The 15,446-nt window shown below is 69.9% G+C and carries 21 protein-coding genes and 1 tRNA gene; 12 read left to right on the forward strand and 10 right to left on the reverse strand.

The window, feature by feature from the left end; all coding sequences use genetic code 11:
• Positions 1-54: 54 nt before the first annotated feature.
• From MKD51_RS08150 to MKD51_RS08165, 4 genes are all read left to right on the forward strand, one after another.
• Positions 55-127, forward strand: a tRNA-Arg gene (locus tag MKD51_RS08150).
• A 41-nt stretch (positions 128-168) separates the two neighbouring features.
• On the forward strand, positions 169-618 hold the full coding sequence (locus MKD51_RS08155) for a hypothetical protein (RefSeq protein WP_240239826.1): 450 nt from the start codon (positions 169-171) through the stop codon (positions 616-618).
• 9 nt (positions 619-627) lie between these two features.
• Complete coding sequence (locus tag MKD51_RS08160; protein WP_240239827.1) at positions 628-1,302, forward strand: DedA family protein; 675 nt, start codon at positions 628-630, stop codon at positions 1,300-1,302.
• Positions 1,303-1,398: 96 nt separating this feature from the next.
• The gene (locus tag MKD51_RS08165) at positions 1,399-1,959 is read left to right on the forward strand and encodes a YceI family protein (RefSeq protein WP_240239828.1); all 561 of its coding nucleotides are present in this window, start codon (positions 1,399-1,401) and stop codon (positions 1,957-1,959) included.
• A 69-nt stretch (positions 1,960-2,028) separates the two neighbouring features.
• Here MKD51_RS08165 and MKD51_RS08170 read toward each other — a convergent pair whose 3' ends face one another.
• Complete coding sequence (locus MKD51_RS08170) at positions 2,029-2,280, reverse strand: hypothetical protein (RefSeq protein WP_240239829.1); 252 nt, start codon at positions 2,278-2,280, stop codon at positions 2,029-2,031.
• A gap of 139 nt (positions 2,281-2,419) precedes the next feature.
• On the opposite strand from MKD51_RS08170, the gene msrA reads away from it, so the two are divergent.
• From msrA to MKD51_RS08200, 6 genes are all read left to right on the forward strand, one after another.
• Positions 2,420-2,944, forward strand: a complete 525-nt coding sequence (gene msrA, locus MKD51_RS08175) for a peptide-methionine (S)-S-oxide reductase MsrA (RefSeq protein WP_240239830.1) — start codon at positions 2,420-2,422, stop codon at positions 2,942-2,944.
• Positions 2,945-3,038: 94 nt separating this feature from the next.
• Positions 3,039-3,536 carry a single-stranded DNA-binding protein gene (locus tag MKD51_RS08180; protein WP_240239831.1) on the forward strand — a complete coding sequence of 166 codons (498 nt, stop codon included), beginning with the start codon at positions 3,039-3,041 and terminating at the stop codon, positions 3,534-3,536.
• Positions 3,537-3,573: 37 nt separating this feature from the next.
• Entirely contained in the window at positions 3,574-3,999 is a 426-nt protein-coding gene (locus MKD51_RS08185; RefSeq protein ID WP_240239832.1) for a hypothetical protein, read from the forward strand.
• A 4-nt stretch (positions 4,000-4,003) separates the two neighbouring features.
• Entirely contained in the window at positions 4,004-5,686 is a 1,683-nt protein-coding gene (gene ettA / locus MKD51_RS08190) for an energy-dependent translational throttle protein EttA (RefSeq protein ID WP_240239833.1), read from the forward strand.
• The gene (locus MKD51_RS08195) at positions 5,683-6,171 is read left to right on the forward strand and encodes a thioesterase family protein (protein ID WP_240240883.1); all 489 of its coding nucleotides are present in this window, start codon (positions 5,683-5,685) and stop codon (positions 6,169-6,171) included. Before ettA ends, MKD51_RS08195 begins: the two co-directional genes overlap by 4 nt.
• Before the next feature lie 43 nt (positions 6,172-6,214).
• Positions 6,215-7,744 carry a CoA-acylating methylmalonate-semialdehyde dehydrogenase gene (locus tag MKD51_RS08200; RefSeq protein ID WP_240239834.1) on the forward strand — a complete coding sequence of 510 codons (1,530 nt, stop codon included), beginning with the start codon at positions 6,215-6,217 and terminating at the stop codon, positions 7,742-7,744.
• A gap of 60 nt (positions 7,745-7,804) precedes the next feature.
• Here the strand turns inward: MKD51_RS08200 and MKD51_RS08205 are convergent, their stop codons facing one another.
• Together MKD51_RS08205 and MKD51_RS08210 are read right to left on the reverse strand one after the other, a co-directional pair.
• Positions 7,805-8,383, reverse strand: a complete 579-nt coding sequence (locus tag MKD51_RS08205; RefSeq protein WP_240239835.1) for a GNAT family N-acetyltransferase — start codon at positions 8,381-8,383, stop codon at positions 7,805-7,807.
• The gene (locus MKD51_RS08210; protein ID WP_240239836.1) at positions 8,380-9,279 is read right to left on the reverse strand and encodes an acyl-CoA thioesterase II; all 900 of its coding nucleotides are present in this window, start codon (positions 9,277-9,279) and stop codon (positions 8,380-8,382) included. The genes MKD51_RS08205 and MKD51_RS08210 overlap by 4 nt, the downstream gene beginning before the upstream one ends.
• Positions 9,280-9,336: 57 nt before the next feature.
• Here MKD51_RS08210 and MKD51_RS08215 point away from each other — a divergent pair, with 57 nt between their 5' ends.
• Positions 9,337-9,951, forward strand: coding sequence for a hypothetical protein (locus MKD51_RS08215; protein WP_240239837.1), 615 nt, complete (start codon positions 9,337-9,339; stop codon positions 9,949-9,951).
• On the opposite strand, the gene MKD51_RS08220 is transcribed toward MKD51_RS08215, so the two are convergent.
• The 5 genes from MKD51_RS08220 to MKD51_RS08240 form a co-directional block, all read right to left on the reverse strand.
• Complete coding sequence (locus MKD51_RS08220; protein WP_240239838.1) at positions 9,948-10,601, reverse strand: hypothetical protein; 654 nt, start codon at positions 10,599-10,601, stop codon at positions 9,948-9,950. The two genes, MKD51_RS08215 and MKD51_RS08220, sit on opposite strands and share 4 nt — an antisense overlap.
• A gap of 4 nt (positions 10,602-10,605) precedes the next feature.
• Positions 10,606-10,941, reverse strand: a complete 336-nt coding sequence (locus MKD51_RS08225; protein ID WP_240239839.1) for a PadR family transcriptional regulator — start codon at positions 10,939-10,941, stop codon at positions 10,606-10,608.
• Between the two features lie 138 nt (positions 10,942-11,079).
• A complete protein-coding gene (locus MKD51_RS08230; RefSeq protein ID WP_240239840.1) occupies positions 11,080-11,511 on the reverse strand; it encodes an NUDIX domain-containing protein in 432 nt (143 codons plus the stop codon).
• A complete protein-coding gene (locus tag MKD51_RS08235; RefSeq protein ID WP_240239841.1) occupies positions 11,508-12,545 on the reverse strand; it encodes a phosphatase domain-containing protein in 1,038 nt (345 codons plus the stop codon). Before MKD51_RS08235 ends, MKD51_RS08230 begins: the two co-directional genes overlap by 4 nt.
• Positions 12,546-12,607: 62 nt before the next feature.
• Entirely contained in the window at positions 12,608-13,354 is a 747-nt protein-coding gene (locus tag MKD51_RS08240) for an SOS response-associated peptidase (protein ID WP_346986701.1), read from the reverse strand.
• Between MKD51_RS08240 and MKD51_RS08245 the strand changes: the two genes are divergently transcribed.
• On the forward strand, positions 13,353-13,994 hold the full coding sequence (locus MKD51_RS08245) for a TetR family transcriptional regulator (RefSeq protein ID WP_240239843.1): 642 nt from the start codon (positions 13,353-13,355) through the stop codon (positions 13,992-13,994). The genes MKD51_RS08240 and MKD51_RS08245 overlap by 2 nt on opposite strands.
• Here MKD51_RS08245 and MKD51_RS08250 read toward each other — a convergent pair.
• On the reverse strand, positions 13,991-14,650 hold the full coding sequence (locus MKD51_RS08250) for a DedA family protein (protein ID WP_240240886.1): 660 nt from the start codon (positions 14,648-14,650) through the stop codon (positions 13,991-13,993). The genes MKD51_RS08245 and MKD51_RS08250 overlap by 4 nt on opposite strands.
• Positions 14,650-15,441, reverse strand: coding sequence for an aminotransferase class IV (locus MKD51_RS08255; protein ID WP_240239844.1), 792 nt, complete (start codon positions 15,439-15,441; stop codon positions 14,650-14,652). The genes MKD51_RS08250 and MKD51_RS08255 overlap by 1 nt, the downstream gene beginning before the upstream one ends.
• Positions 15,442-15,446 lie beyond the last annotated feature (5 nt).

A 15,446-nucleotide genomic window follows, 5' to 3' on the forward strand; every position in this document is an offset into this window, starting at 1 on the left:
GCGCAATCGGCAGGCAGCATCCAGCGCGAGGCGCCCAGCCAGTAGATTGGTGTGGCCCCCGTAGCTCAGCGGATAGAGCAGAGGCCTTCTAATCCTTTTGTCGCGGGTTCGACTCCCGCCGGGGGCGCGTCCGCCCGATCTGTCAGTGGTGCGCCTGAGCCTCCGCCCATGAAACGCTGCTCGCGGTGCCAGACCGAGAAGCCTGTCGGCGAGTTCAATCGAGGCCCGCGCAACAAGGACGGCCGGCATTCGTACTGTCGTGCGTGCCAGAAGGCGCACTACCGGGACAACGCGGTCCGGCACAAGGCCAACGTGCGGCGCATCAGCAAAGCTCGGCGCAAGCAGGCGCTCGACGCGATCATGATCCGGTTCTCCGAGGGCTGTGTGGACTGTGGTTGCAAGGACATCCGGGTGCTGGAGTTCGACCATGTGCGTGGCGTGAAGGTCGCCAGTGTCGGAAGCATGGTGCGACGAGGGCGTTCGCTGGCCATGATCTTGGCGGAGATCGAGAAATGCGAAGTGCGCTGTCGGAACTGCCATGCGATCGTGACGATCGAGCGCCGAGGGGCGTCGTGGCATGACGCCTACTTGCCGAGCCCGTCAGGGCGCCGGCCGTAGGCTGGCTGAGTGATCGACTCCCTCGTGCAGACCGCGACCGACACCGATGGGCTCACCGGCGTCGCCGGCTGGGCGGTCGGCCTGATGGACGCGATCGGCGCACCCGGTGCCGCGGTGGCGATCGCCGCGGAGAACCTGTTCCCGCCGATCCCGAGCGAGATCATCCTGCCGCTCGCAGGGTTCGCTGCTGCGCAGGGCTCGTTCACGGTCGCCGAGGCGATCATCTGGACCACCATCGGCTCGGTCGTCGGTGCGCTCGTGCTCTACCTGCTCGGCAGGCTGCTCGGGCACGAGCGGCTCTCGGCGATCGCTCGCAAGATGCCGCTGGTGCGCTCGAGCGACATCGACAAGACCACCGCCTGGTTCGCCAAGCACGGCTGGAAGACGGTGCTCTTCGGCAGGTTCCTGCCGATCTTTCGCAGCCTCATCTCGATCCCGGCCGGCATCGAGCGGATGCCGGTGCTGCTCTTCCTCGGGCTCACCGCGCTCGGCTCCGCGATCTGGAACACGATCTTCATCATGATCGGCGTCACGCTCGGCATGAACTTCCACATCATCGAGCCCTACATGGAGTGGCTCCAGTGGATCGTGATCGGTGCGGTCGTGCTGGTCGTGGTGGTCTGGGTGACGCGGCGGATGCTGCAGAACAGGGCAGAGGGCAAGCACCTGCTCCACGGGGAGTGACGTCGCTCAGACGGGTTTCGAGCGATCGGGAATGCCACCCCCGGGTGCCTCGTTGTTAGAATCTGAACGACTTCCGACTTCGAAAGGCACCGAACCATGCTGCAGAACATTCCCGGCTACCAGCCCGGCACCTACGTCATCGACGGCTCGCACTCCAACGTCACCTTCTCGGTGCGCCACATGATGGTCGCCAAGGTGCGCGGCGAGATCGAGGGCCTCGAGGGCACCATCGTGCTCGGCGAGAACCCCGAGCAGTCGTCGATCACGGCGACCATCGACCCGTCGACGATCAACACGAAGAACGCCGACCGCGACACGCACCTGCGCTCCAACGACTTCTTCGCGATCGAGGAGAACCCGGAGTGGACGTTCGCCTCCACCGGCGCGCGCGTCGAGGGCGACGACCTCTACATCGACGGCGACCTGCAGCTGCGCGGCGTCAGCAAGCCCGTCTCGCTGCTCGTCGAGTTCGGCGGCATCGGCCCCGACACCTGGGGCGGCACTCGTGCCGGCGCCTCCGCTCGCACGCGCATCAAGCGCAGCGACTTCGGCATCAGCTGGAACGTCGCGATCGAGACCGGTGGCGTCATGCTCTCCGACGACGTCGACGTCGAGATCGAGATCTCTGCCGTGAAGCAGGTTCCTGCGGCCGTCTGAGCCCAGCAGCTGCAGCGGGGTCGAGGCGCATGCCTCGGCCCCGCTTCGCTGTGCGAGGCGCGTCGCCGCTCAAGGCCCCGTGAAGCAGGCGAGCGCATCCTCGAGCGCCCAGCCCCTGCCGATCGGCAGCATCGTCGTCCCACCGGGCAGCAGCCTGCGAGCTTCGAAGACGCGGCCTGCGGGGCCGTCGATCAGCGTGATGTAGCCGAGGGCGAGACCGGATGCGCTGGTCACGCGCCAGAGGTCGTCGCGCACCCGTCGGGTGGCGACGTGCGGTGCTCCGGGTGCGGTGCCCCGCTGCGTGCTCGTCATGATCGCCATTGCGGCTCCTCTCGCCTCCGGCCGGGCTGTCGTGCTGGTCTGCGGTTTACCTGACGGGTGTCTGCCCCGCTCGTCTCCGACGCTATGTCGAGCCACCCACACGCATCCGGCTGACAGCGACGAGGGGTAGCCTCGGAGCATGCAGGAGATCGTGCTCGCCGGTGGTTGCTTCTGGTGCTTGGACGCCGCGTACCGCGTCGTCGACGGCGTCGAAGACGTCGTGTCCGGCTACACCGGCGGTTCGGTCGTCCAGCCGAGCTATGAGCTCGTCTGCACGGGCTCGACCGGCCACGCAGAGGCCGTCAAGGTCGTCTACGACGAGTCGAGGGTGCCGACGGAGGTCATCCTCGACATGTTCTTCACGATGCACGACCCTCGGCAGCTGAATCGCCAAGGCAATGACGTCGGCACGCAATACCGCTCGGCGATGTTCTATCGCGACGAGGCCGAGAAGGAGCGCTTCGAGACGGCGATCGCTCGCGCGAGCGAGTGGTGGCCGGGCGAGCTGGTCACGACGCTCGAGCCGCTTCGCGAGTTCTTCGGCGCCGAGGACGAGCACCAGGACTTCTTCGCGAAGAATCCGACGCAGGGCTACTGCCTCGCGGTCGCCGCGCCCAAGGTCAACAAGATCCGCGCAGGCTTCGCCGACTACCTGCGGGTCTGACCTCGCGCGGGCGGTGCACCCGCATCGGCCCGTTCTCCACAGCTCGGCGACGAGCACGCACGACGCTGCCCGCGCCCGGGGCATCCTTCGTGGCATGAACGAAGCAATCACCGTCGTCGGGTCCCTCGGAGGCGACCCGACGCTCAAGTCCGTCAACGGCGACCAGGTCGCCGAGTTCCGCCTCGCATGCACGGCTCGCCGCAAGGACGGCGACGTGTGGGTCGACGGCCACACCAACTGGTTCTCGATCGAGGCATGGGGAGGCTTCGCCGATCACATCGGCGCCTCGCTGCACAAGGGCGACGTCGTCATGGTGCTCGGCAAGCTCAAGGTCGACCAGTGGGAGTCCGGCGACAAGCGCGGCACCAGCATCAAGATCCGCGCGGAGCACATCGGTCACTCCCTGCGCGTCGGTCCAGCCCTGCGTCAGCGCAAGGCGAGGCCGGCCGAGCAGGGCGACGACCCGGCCGTGAGCGAGCGCGACGCCCTCGCCGAGGCCCGCGTCGATGCGACAGGCAGCGTGGGGGCACCCGAGCCCGACCATGAGCCCATGTGGGCCGAGCCGGCGGCGGCCAGCAGCTTCGGCACCTAGGCTGGAGGCGTCCCAGTCTGGCGGTGAAGGAGGGCGCGTGCGCCGGTTCGCAGCACTCGCTCTGCTCGCGTCGCTCGCGCTCGTCGGCTGCTCGCCGGGCGTGCTGACCGATGGGCCCGATCCGGCCACGCCGGAGTCCGGCGAGCCAGCGACCGGCACGCCTGCGACCGCTGCGCCCGATGCCGAGCTGGATGCGTTCCGCGCCGCCCTGCAGGGGCAGTCGCCGGCAGATCCGGATGCGCTGGTCGCCGCGGTCGAAGCCGCCGGCTTCGACCGCGGGTCGATGGAGCGCACGCGAGAGCTCGACTCGCTCGGCGCGCCCGTGACCTTCCTGGAGGTCGCGGTGCGCGTCGACGACGGCTGCCTCATCGGCCAGGTGGGCGACGGCGAGCCTCTCGCCCAGCGCGCCGGAGTGCTCGGCGGCGAGCGATGTCTGGTGGGAGACGTCATCGCCCTAGACTGAGGGCATGGCCGAGTACATTTTTTCGATGGTCCGCGCCCGCAAGACGGTGGGCGACAAGGTGATCTTGGACGACGTCACGACCGCTGTCATCCCTGGCGCCAAGATCGGCGTCGTCGGGCCGAACGGCGCGGGCAAGTCGACGATCCTGAAGATCATCGCCGGGCTCGACACGCCTTCGAACGGCGAGGCGAAGCTGAGCCCCGGCTACAGCGTCGGCATCCTGATGCAGGAGCCGGAGCTCGACGAGACGAAGACCGTGCTCGAGAACGTGCAGGGTGCCTTCGGCCACCTGACGTCGAAGGTCGAGCGCTTCAACGAGATCTCCGCCGAGATGGCGAACCCCGACGCCGACTTCGATGCACTGATGTCTGAGATGGGCACGCTGCAGGAGGAGATCGACGCCGCCGATGCGTGGGACCTCGACTCGCAGCTCGAGCAGGCGATGGACGCCCTGCGCTGCCCGCCGGGAGACTGGCCGGTCACGAACCTCTCCGGCGGTGAGCGTCGTCGTGTCGCACTCTGCAAGCTGCTGCTCGAGAAGCCCGACCTGCTGCTGCTCGACGAGCCCACCAACCACCTCGACGCCGAGAGCGTGCTGTGGCTCGAGCAGCATCTCGCGAAGTACCCCGGCGCTGTCATGGCCGTCACGCACGACCGGTACTTCCTCGACCACGTCGCGGGCTGGATCTGCGAGGTCGACCGAGGCCGCCTCTACCCCTACGAGGGCAACTACTCGACGTACCTCGAGAAGAAGGCCGAGCGCCTCCAGATCCAGGGCAAGAAGGATCAGAAGCTCGCGAAGCGCCTCTCCGAGGAGCTCGACTGGGTGCGCTCCAACACGAAGGGCCGACAGGCGAAGTCGAAGGCCCGTCTCGCCCGCTACGAGGAGATGGCCACCGAGGCCGAGCGCACCAAGAAGCTGGAGTTCGACGAGATCCAGATCCCGGCGGGTCCTCGCCTGGGCTCGATCGTGCTCGAGGCCAAGGGCATCGAGAAGGGATTCGACGACCGTCAGCTGATCGACGGGCTGTCCTTCACGCTGCCGCGCAACGGCATCGTCGGCGTCATCGGCCCGAACGGCGTCGGCAAGACCACGCTCTTCAAGACCATCGTCGGGCTCGAGCCGCTCGACGGCGGCGAGCTGAAGATCGGTGAGACGGTCAAGCTCAGCTACGTGGACCAGGGCCGTTCGAACATCGACCCGAACAAGAACCTTTGGGAGGTCGTCTCCGACGGCCTCGACTACATCCAGGTCGGCAACGTCGAGATCCCGTCGCGCGCATACGTCAGCAAGTTCGGCTTCAAGGGGCCCGACCAGCAGAAGAAGGCGGGAGTCCTCTCCGGCGGTGAGCGCAACCGCCTCAACCTGGCGATGACGCTCAAGCAGGGCGGCAACCTGCTGCTGCTCGACGAGCCGACCAACGACCTCGACATCGACACCCTCTCGAGCCTCGAGAACGCGCTGCTCGAGTTCCCCGGCTGTGCCGTCGTGATCACGCACGACCGGTGGTTCCTCGACCGCATCGCGACCCACATCCTCGCCTATGAGGGCACCGACGAGACCCCGGGCTACTGGCACTGGTTCGAGGGCAACTTCGAGGCGTACGAGGAGAACAAGGTCGAGCGACTCGGCCCGGACGCCGCGAAGCCGCACCGCTCGGCGTACCGCAAGCTCACGAGGGACTGATGCGCCTGCCGGTGCCCGTCCTGGTGCGCTGGTCGGATCTGGACGCGTACGGGCACGTCAACAACGCCTCGCTGCTGACGCTGCTCGAGGAGGCCCGCGTCACGGCGTTCTGGGCTGGTGGGCCGGAGGGCTCGCCGACGACAGCCGTCATCGATGCCGGGCCGGGCGCGACGAGCGTCACCGTCATCGCGCGCCAGGAGGCCGAGTACCTCGCGCAGATCCCGCATCATCGCGAGCCGATCGTGGTCGACACCTGGATCGGTCGCATGGCTGGCGCCTCGATGGACGTCTGCTACGAAGTGCTCTCGCCCGATGCGAAGCAGGTCTACGCGCGAGCCCAGACGACGGTGGTGATGCTGGATGCAGCCACCGGCGAACCGCGTCGGCTCACGGCCGACGAACGCGCGGCATGGGAGCCATACCTGGAGGAGCCGATCGCGTTCCGGCGTGGAGCCAGGCACGCCGCGGAGACCGACGCTCGCTAGGCTGGAGGGGCAATGACGCCACCCTCAGTGAGGAGCTCCACCCATGACCGACACCGTCGTCGAGACCACCGAGCAATCCGACAAGCCGACTGCGATCCCGCACTGGATCGCCGGCGCCCGCAGGGAGGGGACGGGCCGCACCGCCCCCGTCTACAACCCCGCTCTCGGCACGGTCGTCTCTGAGGTCGGGCTTGCGAGCTCGGAGGAGATGAGCGAGGCGATCGCCTCCGCGAACGCGGTGTTCCCCGCGTGGCGCGACCTGTCGATCGCGAAGCGCCAGTCGATCATGTTCCGGTTCCGTGAGCTGATCGTGCAGCGCAAGGATGAGCTCGCCACGATCGTCACCCGCGAGCACGGCAAGGTGCACTCCGACGCACTGGGCGAGATCGCCCGCGGCATCGAGGTCGCAGAGCTCGCGACCGCGTTCCCGCTGCTGACGAAGGGCGAGTACTCGGAGAACGCCTCGACCGGCGTCGACGTCTACTCGCTGCGCCAGCCGCTCGGCGTCGTGGGCATCATCAGCCCGTTCAACTTCCCGGCCATGATCCCGCTGTGGTTCGCGCCGGTGGCCCTGGCCGCAGGCAACGTCGTCGTCATCAAGCCGAGCGAGAAGGATCCCTCCTCGGCTGTCTTCATCGCGGAGCTCTTCAAGGAGGCCGGACTGCCGGATGGCGTGCTCACGGTCGTGCACGGCGACAAGGAGGCGGTCGACACGCTCCTGACGCACCCCGACGTGCAGGCGATCTCGTTCGTCGGATCGACGCCGATCGCCGAGTACGTCTACCGGACCGGCTCAGAGCACGGCAAGCGCGTGCAGGCGCTCGGCGGTGCGAAGAACCACATGCTGGTGCTGCCCGATGCCGATCTCGACGTGACGGCGGATGCCGCCGTCAACGCCGGCTTCGGCTCCGCGGGGGAGCGCTGCATGGCGATCTCGGTGGTCGTCGCGGTCGACTCGATCGCCGACGAGCTCGCCGCGAAGATCAAGGAGAAGATGGGGGCCATCCGCACCGGCGACGGCACGCGCGACAACGACATGGGCCCGCTCATCACCGGCCAGCACCGAGACAAGGTCGTCGGCTACATCCAGACCGCTGCCGATGACGGCGCCGACGTGCTCGTCGACGGTCGGGACCCCGAGGTCGACGGCGACCCGAACGGCTTCTGGCTGAAGCCGACGCTCATCGACAAGGTGCCGACGGACTCCACCGCCTACAAGGAGGAGATCTTCGGACCGGTGCTCTCGATCGTGCGCGTCGCCTCCTATGAGGAGGGCCTCGAGCTCATCAACGCGAACCAGTACGGCAACGGCACCGCGATCTTCACGAACGACGGCGGCGCAGCCCGACGGTTCCAGAACGAGGTGCAGGTCGGCATGGTCGGCATCAACGTGCCGATCCCGGTGCCGGTCGGCTACCACTCCTTCGGCGGCTGGAAGCGATCGATCTTCGGCCAGGGCAAGGCCTACGGCAAGCACGCGTTCGACTTCTACACGCGCGAGAAGGTCGTGACCAGCCGCTGGCTCGACCCGAGCCACGGCGGCCTCAACCTGGGCTTCCCGCAGCACGACTAGGCCTCGCGGCCCGAGGCGAGCGCCGCCGCAGATGGCGCCCGCCTCGGGGGCCGGTCGGCTTCAGGCGCGGGGTCGAAGCACCCCCATGTACAGCGAGGTGCCGAGCTCGCCGGTCGCCGGATTGAGCTCGTCGTTGACGAAGCGTCCTTCGAGCGTCATGCCGATGCGCTCTGCTACCCGGCGTGAGGCGACGTTCTCCTCGTCGAGCTGCGCGGTGACCCGTTGTGCGCCGAGCGCGAAGCACACCTCGAGCCCGGCCTGCGCCGCCTCGGTGGCGATGCCCTTGCCCTGCGCCGCGGTAGCGATCATCCACCCGAGCTCTGCCTGCCGGCTCGCGAGGCTCGTGATCCGCACCATCAGGTCACCGACCAGCGTCCCCTCGAGCTCGATGGCCAGCTGCACCGCGTCACCGTCGCGCAGGAACACCGGCGCGCCGCCGGCCGTCCAGGCCATCAGCTCTGCCTCGGTCTGGTTGCGGGTGTACGTCCACCGCCGCTGACCGGGCGCGTTGCGATACGACCGCACCGATTCGAGATCGTCAGGGCGCAGCGTGCGCAGCACGAGTCGCTCCGTATGGATGGGCAGCGCGGCCCGCAGGACGCGCATCGCGTCTTCCGGAGCGATCGGCTGCACGGTCATGGCTGTTCCTGTCGCGCTGCGGCGTTCGTCTGCGGCACGCGCACCATGCCTTCCTGCGCGACCGTCGCGACATGCGTGCCGTCGGCCGCGTAGATGTAGCCGTGTCCGAGGCCTCGCCCGCCGCCGGAGGAGCTCGTCTCGAGCTCGAGCAGCAGCCACTCGTCGACCCGCGCAGGCCGGTGCCACCAGAGCGCGTGGTCGAGGCTCGCGGCCTTGAGCCCCGGCGTCGTCCACGCGGCGCCGTGCATGCGCACGATCGGCTCGAGCATCGCGTAGTCGGACAGGTAGGCCAGCGCAGCGCGGTGCAGCGCGTCGTCGTCGGGCAGGGGGCTCTTGGCCTTGATCCACACGTGCTGCTTGCCATCGCGGGGCCGCGACGGGTCGGGCAGGAAGATCGGGCCCTCCACATGACGGATGTCGAACGGGCGCGCGATCACGGCCCGCGCCTGCGGGTGGTCAGCATGGGCGGCCAGCAGCTCGTCCGTGCTCGGCAGCTGCTCTGGTCGCGGCAGCCCCTGCGGCATGGTGTGCTGCGAGGAAGGGCCATCGTCGACGTCCTGGAAGGACGCGATCATCGACATGATCGGCTTGCCGTGCTGGTAGGCCTGCACACGTCGGGTCGAGAACGATCGACCGTCGTGGATCCGCTCGACAGAGAAGGTGATCGGCTGCTCGACGTCGCCCGGTCGCACGAAGTAGCCGTGTACCGAGTGGATCGGTCGAACGGTGTCGACGGTCTGCTGCGCCGAGACCACGGCCTGGGCCATCACCTGGCCGCCGAACACCCGCCCGTGCGGCATCGGGTGACTCTGTCCCGTGAAGATGTCCTCATCGGTGCGCGCGCCGGTGTCGGTCAGGGTGAGGGTCTCCAGCAGGATGCGGATGCTGTCGGTCATGCCGGTCCTCTCGGTGATGCTCTTCCCCGGACGGGGCCGCTCTAGTCTAGAGAGCGCATGCACGCAATTCTCTCGCTCGACGAGCGCGCCCGCGCCGACCTCGCACTGCTGCTCAATCGAGCAGCAGTCTTCGGCGACGGCAGCGTGCGCCTCGCCGCCGACGGAGACGTCGCGCTGCTCACGACGCCCATGACCGCATCCTCTGGTCTGCTCGACAGCGGCCCCACCGTGCTGATCGCCCGCGCCTCGCGCATGCGCGAACCTGCGCGCTTCGACGGGGTGGTGGCGTTGACCGCGCTGCGCGACGCGCTCAGGGAGGGCGCCGACATCGAGGTGCCGGATGCCGTCGGTCGCCCCGCGTGGGCCGCCGTCTCTCCGCCGCGTGGTGGTTGGACGGCCACCGGCGAGGTCGAGGCCGCACTGGTACGGGAGCTTGCGTCGCAGGCGGCGTCCGACGTCGAGGCGGCGCTGCCGCGTTCGCCGGGCGAACCGGTGCGCCGCAGGGCCGAGCGTGCGGTCTGGGGTCGCAGCGTCGATCCGAGCGGGCTCACCGCCGGCCAGGCCGCGGCGCTCGTCGCGATGCGGTTCCTGGGCGAGGCGCCCGTGCGCGTCACCGAGGCGGGCGGCTGGATGCGCGCCTCCGGCCACGCGGGCGAGGTGCTGGCCCGCTAGCTCCCGGCGTCGGACGCCGAGCGCCGACGCCTCGCACTGAGCAGGAGCACGGTGCCCGCGATCGCGAGCAGGATGCCGGGAAGCGCAATCACGACGACCGAGCGCCACCGCGTCGTGAGTGCGAACATGCCGCCGCCGATCGCCAGCACGATGAGCCCCGCCGCGAGTGCCGCGATGCCGAGCCATGTGAGGATGCGCTGCGTCTCCAGCGCGGCCGTTGGCCTCGACCGCATGGCTCGGAGCTCCCGGATCAGCAGGAGGACGCCGGCGACCGCGAGCAGGATGCCGGGGATCGCGATGAGCGTGGAGCGTCCTCTGCCGGTCAGCACGAAGACGGTTCCGCTGAGCAGCAGCATGAAGAGACCGGCGGCGAGCGCCACGACCGCGAGCCACAGCAGGAGGCTTTGCCGCGACAGCGGTGCCGCAGGCGGAGTCTCGTCTCCGCGCGCTGCCTGGACGAGTTCGCGGGGATGGCCAAGGCGTCGAAGCGCAGCCTCGACATCCGAGTCGTCATCGATCGCCTCGGACATGTGCTCGCGGATCTGGCCCAGCAGCTGCTGTCGCGATCCCTCCGGGAGCACGGCTGACTCGTGCGTGAGCTGCTGGAGATAGTGCTGCGCGGCGGGCGGCAGTTCGGCCGACTCGGTCATGGCATCACCCTTCGTGGTTGTCGAGGATCGAGTCGACGGCGCGCGTGAACGCGGGCCAATCGGCGCGGAAGGCCGCGAGCTCGTCGCGGCCCGCGGCGGTCAGCCGGTAGTACCGGCGCGGGCGCTCGGAATCGGAGACGACCCAGGTGCTCTCGACCGCCCTCGAATCCTGCAGTCGGGTCAGCAGCGGGTACACGGTGCCCTCGCTGGCGATCAGCTCGAGCGCCGCAAGCTCCCGCACGATCTCGAGCCCGTATCGGTCACGCTGCTCGAGCAGCGCGAGCACGACCGGCCCGAGCACGCCCTTGCGCAGCTGCGGTGCCGCCGATGCCGTCGCCATGCGAGACACCATACTGTGCGTTGCAAGGTAATGGCCGGAGGATGACCGTCGCTCAGCGCGCCCGGCTGGACTATCCAGCCGGATGCCCTCAGAGACGGATCTGCTCCGGTGGCTTGCGGGCGATCCGGCAGCAGGGGCTCAGCCCGAGACGTCCGCAAGCAGCGCGACCAGACCGGCAGGCACGAGCTCGAGCGAGGGGTCGTCGAAGCGGTCGACCGGGAGCCACCACACCGGATGCCCCGCGTCCGTCGTCGACGGGAGGGACGCATCCGCCCCCATCTCGGCAGCGACGACGTGCACGAGCTCGTGCAGCTCGCGCCCCGCGAAGCGGATGCGGTGCTCGATCGCGCCGAGCGGCCGCACGCCGGTGATCTCGACGCCGAGCTCCTCCTGCAGCTCCCGCACCGCCGCATCCCCCGCCGTCTCGCCCTGCTCGATGCCGCCGCCGGGCGGGCGCACCAGCGTGCGAGGCGACCCCGCCTCGGCCGTGCCGGGCTCGACCGCGCTCGTCACCAGCAGCGCGCCGTGCGCGCGGCGGATGACCGCGATCGCGATCGGCCGGGCGCTCACAGCACGTGCAGCTCGGGGATCGCCGCGAGCTCCTTCGCGAGGCCGCCCCCGTTCGGCGACCACACCCAGGGGTGCATCGAGCGCGTCTCGGCGTGCTTGCGGCCACCGGCGAGCACCGCCTCCTGCGCCGACAGCTCGCGGATCGCGACCGCCCGCACAGAGGTCGGATGCGCGTTCGCGAACTCGCCGTAGATCTCCTCGTCGTGCTGGCCGTCATCGCCGACGAGCAGCCACCGGATGTCGGGGAAGTCGCGCGCGAGCCGGCGCAGCTCGGCGCGCTTGTGGTCCTTGCCGGAGCGGAAGAAGCGATCGTGTGTGGGGCCCCAGTCGGTCAGCAGCATGCTGCCGGCGGGATAGAGGTTGCGCGAGAGGAAGCGAGTGAGTGCGGGCGCAGCGTTCCAGGCGCCCGTCGAGAGGTAGACGAAGGGGCTGCCCGGGTGCTCGCCCGCGAGGCGCTCGTAGAGCACGGCCATCCCTGGCACCGGTTGACGGCCGTGCTCGTCGAGCACGAAGGCGTTCCAGGCTGCCAGCAGCGGGCGGGGGAGGGATGTGACCATGACCGTGTCGTCGATGTCGCTCACGACGCCGAAGCGGGTCGCCGGATCGACGACGAACACGGGCGCCACCACGGGCACGGATCCGGCGGCCGAGACCGTGACCTCCTGCCAGCCGGGCTCGAGCTTGAACGGCACGATCGCATCCACCACGCCGCCTCGGTCGGCGATCACCACGTGCCGCTCGCCATTGGCCTCGAGCGTGACGTCGACATCGTTGAGCGAGAGCGACGTGAAGGAGCGCCAGCCGCGCACGTTCTCGTAGTGCACGCTGCGCTCTGCGCCCGGCTGCACCAGCAGCACGCGCGCGAGCACGCGCACCCAGCCGTCGCCGCCGTAGCCGGGGTACGCGACGATCGCGGGCAGCCGGCCGGCGCGCAGCGCGTTGGCCTCGCGCTGCTCGTGGATCCAGTCCTCGATGCGCGCCGCCGTGTGCTTGATCGGCTCCGGGATGCGTGAGAGCGGATCGAGCTCATCCATGCGTGACCTCCCGAGCCGTGAACGCCACTCGACCCTACTGGCTGGGGGTTGCTCCTCGGCGACTACGCGGCGTCGATCGGCGCGATCAGCGCAGGGCCCTGCTCGCGCACATTGCCGACCCGGCCGTCGACGATGTGCAGGGTGAGCCCGGCAGCGACCTCGCCCGCCTCCGCGATGACGGCCTCGAGCGCCGCCTCGCCGTCCTCGGTCGGGTCGAGCCACGCATCCCGCATCTCCGGAGAGACCACCAGAGGCATCCGCTCATGGATCGTGGCGAGCTCGCCCGTCGAGGCGGTCGTGAGGATCGTGGTCGACAGCAGCCAGGCGCCGTCGGGCTGCTTCCACCAGGCATACAGCCCGGCGAACGAGATCGGCGCCTCGCCGTGCACGTAGTACGGGGTCTTGGCATCACCCAGCCTCTGCCACTCGAACCAGCCGTCGGCCGGCACCAGCGCGCGGCGCTCGCGCACGCCGTCGCGGAACATCGGCTTCTCGGCCGCCGACTCGCCGCGGGCGTTGAAGGCTCGCACCCCGACCGAGATGTCGTCTGCCCAGGCGGGCACGAGACCCCAGCGGGCGGCTTCGAGACGGCGGATGGGCGGGGTCTCGTCGCGCGGCCTCGGCTCGACGACGATCGGCACCGTGCTGGTCGGAGGGATGTTCCAGCTCGGCTCCGGAAGGTCCGCACCCGCCTCGTCGATCTCGAACAGCGCGACGAGGTCGCTCGCGGGTGTGGCCATGACGTAGCGTCCGCACATATCCGAGATGGTCTCACCATCTGGCCCTCGATGCGAGAGGATGGCCCCCATGAACGATCGCACCCCCGGCGTGCCCTCCGTGACCGTGCGCAACGAGCCGGTGCAGGCGCGTGCAGCCCACCGCATCGAGGCGCTGCTCGACGCAGCCGCCGCGGTCGTGGAGGAGCACGGCATCGAGCACCTCACCACCGCGCTCGTCGCAGAGCGCGCCGGTGCATCGATCGGCACGGTCTACCGCTACTTCCCGGATCGCGTCGCCGTGCTCGTGGCCCTCGCGGAGCGCAACCTCGAGCGCATGCGGTTCGCCATCGAGCGCGTGCTGGTCGCAGAGCACGAGAGCTGGGTCGATGCGATGGAGGCGATGGTCGCCGCCATGGTCGAGACCTTCCGCGAGGTGCCCTCCTTCCGTGCGCTTCGCACGGGCGAGGGTCTCGATCTGGGGCCGCAGGATCGGGATCCGGTCGCGCCGCTGTTCGTCGATGACCTGGCCGGCTACCTGCACGAACGCTGGGGCGTCACGCTCGACACCGAGCGCCGCGAGCGGCTCGAGCTCGGCATCGGCGGACTCGACGCGCTCGTCACCTATGCGTTCCTGCACGACCCGGACGGCGATCCGCGCTACCTGGCCTTCGGGCTCCAGCTCGCGCACGAGCAGCTCGACGGGCTGATCCCGGTTGCGCGCGACGCCTAGCTGCGCTCCTGCGGCTCGTCGTCCATGTGGCGCGCCTCGTAGCGCGCGATCAGTCGCTTGGCGAGCCACACGAGCAGGATGAACACCGCGATGACGGCGACCAGGATGTAGCCGGCGCCGTGCAGGCTGTCGGCGAGCTCGCGGTAGGTGCCGCCGGCGAGCCAGCCGGCGGTCGCGTAGGCGCCCGCCCAGAGCACGCAGGCCGGGATCGTCCACGCCAGGAAGCGCCGGTAGGGCATCGCCGACGCGCCGACGATGAGCGGCACGAGCGAGTGCGCCACGGGTAGGAAGCGCGAGAGGAAGATCGCCGGGCCGCCGCGGCGGGCGAGGTAGCGCTCGGTGCGCCGCCACTGCGCCGAGGCGCGCGGCCAGCGGCGCTCGAGCCAACGGTCGATCTTCGGCCCCAGCCAGTGCCCGATCGCGAAGCCGATCGACTCACCGGCCAGCGCTCCGAGCACGATCGCGCCGATGAGCGCGAGCCACCAGGGCCAGTGCTCGACGGCGAGCGCCGCCACGATCACGATCGTGTCGCCCGGCACGACCAGCCCCAGCAGCACGCTCGTCTCGAGCAGCATCGCGACGCCGGCGAGCAGCGTGCGCAGCAGCGGATCGATCGCGCCGACGGCCTCGAGGAAGTCGCCGATGAGCTGGTCGATCACCGCCGGCTCGCGGTCGGGGCGAGCCGCAGGCGCTCGAGACGGGCCTGCCAGGCAGCCGCGCGGGTCGGGGCGGCGACCACCGGGGCGCCATGCTCGGGCGTGCCGTGCCAGTCGGCCACGGCGCGGATCCCGCGCAGCGCGTTGGCGAGCCACACCTCGCAGCCATCGAGGTCGCTCGGTGCCGCGCGCTCCTCGCGCAGCTCGACGCCGTCGATCCTGGCGAGCTCGGCGAGCACCGCTGCCGTCACCGACGGCAGGCGCGGCGTGTCGGCCGCCGGCACGCACAGCACGTCGTCGCGCCACCACAGCAGCGCAGACCACGTGCCCTCGGCCACGAGCCCGTCGACCGTGATGATCGGCTCGACCTCGGTGCCGGCCCTGGCGGACTCCTCGGCCTGCAGCTCGGCGAGCGCGGCGAGGTCGGGGCCCTTGCGCACCGGGTGCTGACGCGGGTCACGAGCGGCGGTCACGACCGAGACGGTGCTGCTCTGCGCCGGGGCGGGGCGCACGCGCAGCCGGATGCCCGCCGGCGTGAGATCCAGCCTGGGCGACCACCGGCCCTCGAGGGGCACCTGCGTCATCGCCTGCCTGGCCGCGCTCAGCGCGTCGAGACGGTCGCCGCCCGCGTCTGCCACCGCATCCGCGAACCTCAGACGATGCCGGTCGAGCGCCAGGACCCGACCATCGTCGACCAGCCAGGAGTCGGCGGCGAGCGTCTCGGAGACCGGTTCGCCGATGGGGGAGAAGCTCGGGTGCACCCACGCGCGCACGGCCTCGATCCCGCTCATAGGAT

Origin of the sequence: Agrococcus sp. ARC_14, from assembly GCF_022436485.1 — a bacterium.
In the GTDB taxonomy this organism is placed as follows: Bacteria; Actinomycetota; Actinomycetes; order Actinomycetales; family Microbacteriaceae; genus Agrococcus.

Excerpts from the sequence above, each read along its gene's own strand:
- MKD51_RS08155 (WP_240239826.1), top strand. The coding sequence starts at position 169 with ATGAAACGCTGCTCGCGGTGCCAGACCGAGAAGCCTGTCGGCGAGTTC.
- MKD51_RS08165 (WP_240239828.1), top strand. The coding sequence starts at position 1,399 with ATGCTGCAGAACATTCCCGGCTACCAGCCCGGCACCTACGTCATCGAC.
- MKD51_RS08170 (WP_240239829.1), bottom strand. The coding sequence starts at position 2,280 with ATGGCGATCATGACGAGCACGCAGCGGGGCACCGCACCCGGAGCACCG.
- msrA (WP_240239830.1), top strand. The coding sequence starts at position 2,420 with ATGCAGGAGATCGTGCTCGCCGGTGGTTGCTTCTGGTGCTTGGACGCC.
- MKD51_RS08180 (WP_240239831.1), top strand. The coding sequence starts at position 3,039 with ATGAACGAAGCAATCACCGTCGTCGGGTCCCTCGGAGGCGACCCGACG.
- ettA (WP_240239833.1), top strand. The coding sequence starts at position 4,004 with ATGGCCGAGTACATTTTTTCGATGGTCCGCGCCCGCAAGACGGTGGGC.
- MKD51_RS08200 (WP_240239834.1), top strand. The coding sequence starts at position 6,215 with ATGACCGACACCGTCGTCGAGACCACCGAGCAATCCGACAAGCCGACT.
- MKD51_RS08205 (WP_240239835.1), bottom strand. The coding sequence starts at position 8,383 with ATGACCGTGCAGCCGATCGCTCCGGAAGACGCGATGCGCGTCCTGCGG.
- MKD51_RS08210 (WP_240239836.1), bottom strand. The coding sequence starts at position 9,279 with ATGACCGACAGCATCCGCATCCTGCTGGAGACCCTCACCCTGACCGAC.
- MKD51_RS08215 (WP_240239837.1), top strand. The coding sequence starts at position 9,337 with ATGCACGCAATTCTCTCGCTCGACGAGCGCGCCCGCGCCGACCTCGCA.
- MKD51_RS08220 (WP_240239838.1), bottom strand. The coding sequence starts at position 10,601 with ATGACCGAGTCGGCCGAACTGCCGCCCGCCGCGCAGCACTATCTCCAG.
- MKD51_RS08225 (WP_240239839.1), bottom strand. The coding sequence starts at position 10,941 with ATGGCGACGGCATCGGCGGCACCGCAGCTGCGCAAGGGCGTGCTCGGG.
- MKD51_RS08235 (WP_240239841.1), bottom strand. The coding sequence starts at position 12,545 with ATGGATGAGCTCGATCCGCTCTCACGCATCCCGGAGCCGATCAAGCAC.
- MKD51_RS08245 (WP_240239843.1), top strand. The coding sequence starts at position 13,353 with ATGAACGATCGCACCCCCGGCGTGCCCTCCGTGACCGTGCGCAACGAG.
- MKD51_RS08240 (WP_346986701.1), bottom strand. The coding sequence starts at position 13,354 with ATGGGGGCCATCCTCTCGCATCGAGGGCCAGATGGTGAGACCATCTCG.
- MKD51_RS08255 (WP_240239844.1), bottom strand. The coding sequence starts at position 15,441 with ATGAGCGGGATCGAGGCCGTGCGCGCGTGGGTGCACCCGAGCTTCTCC.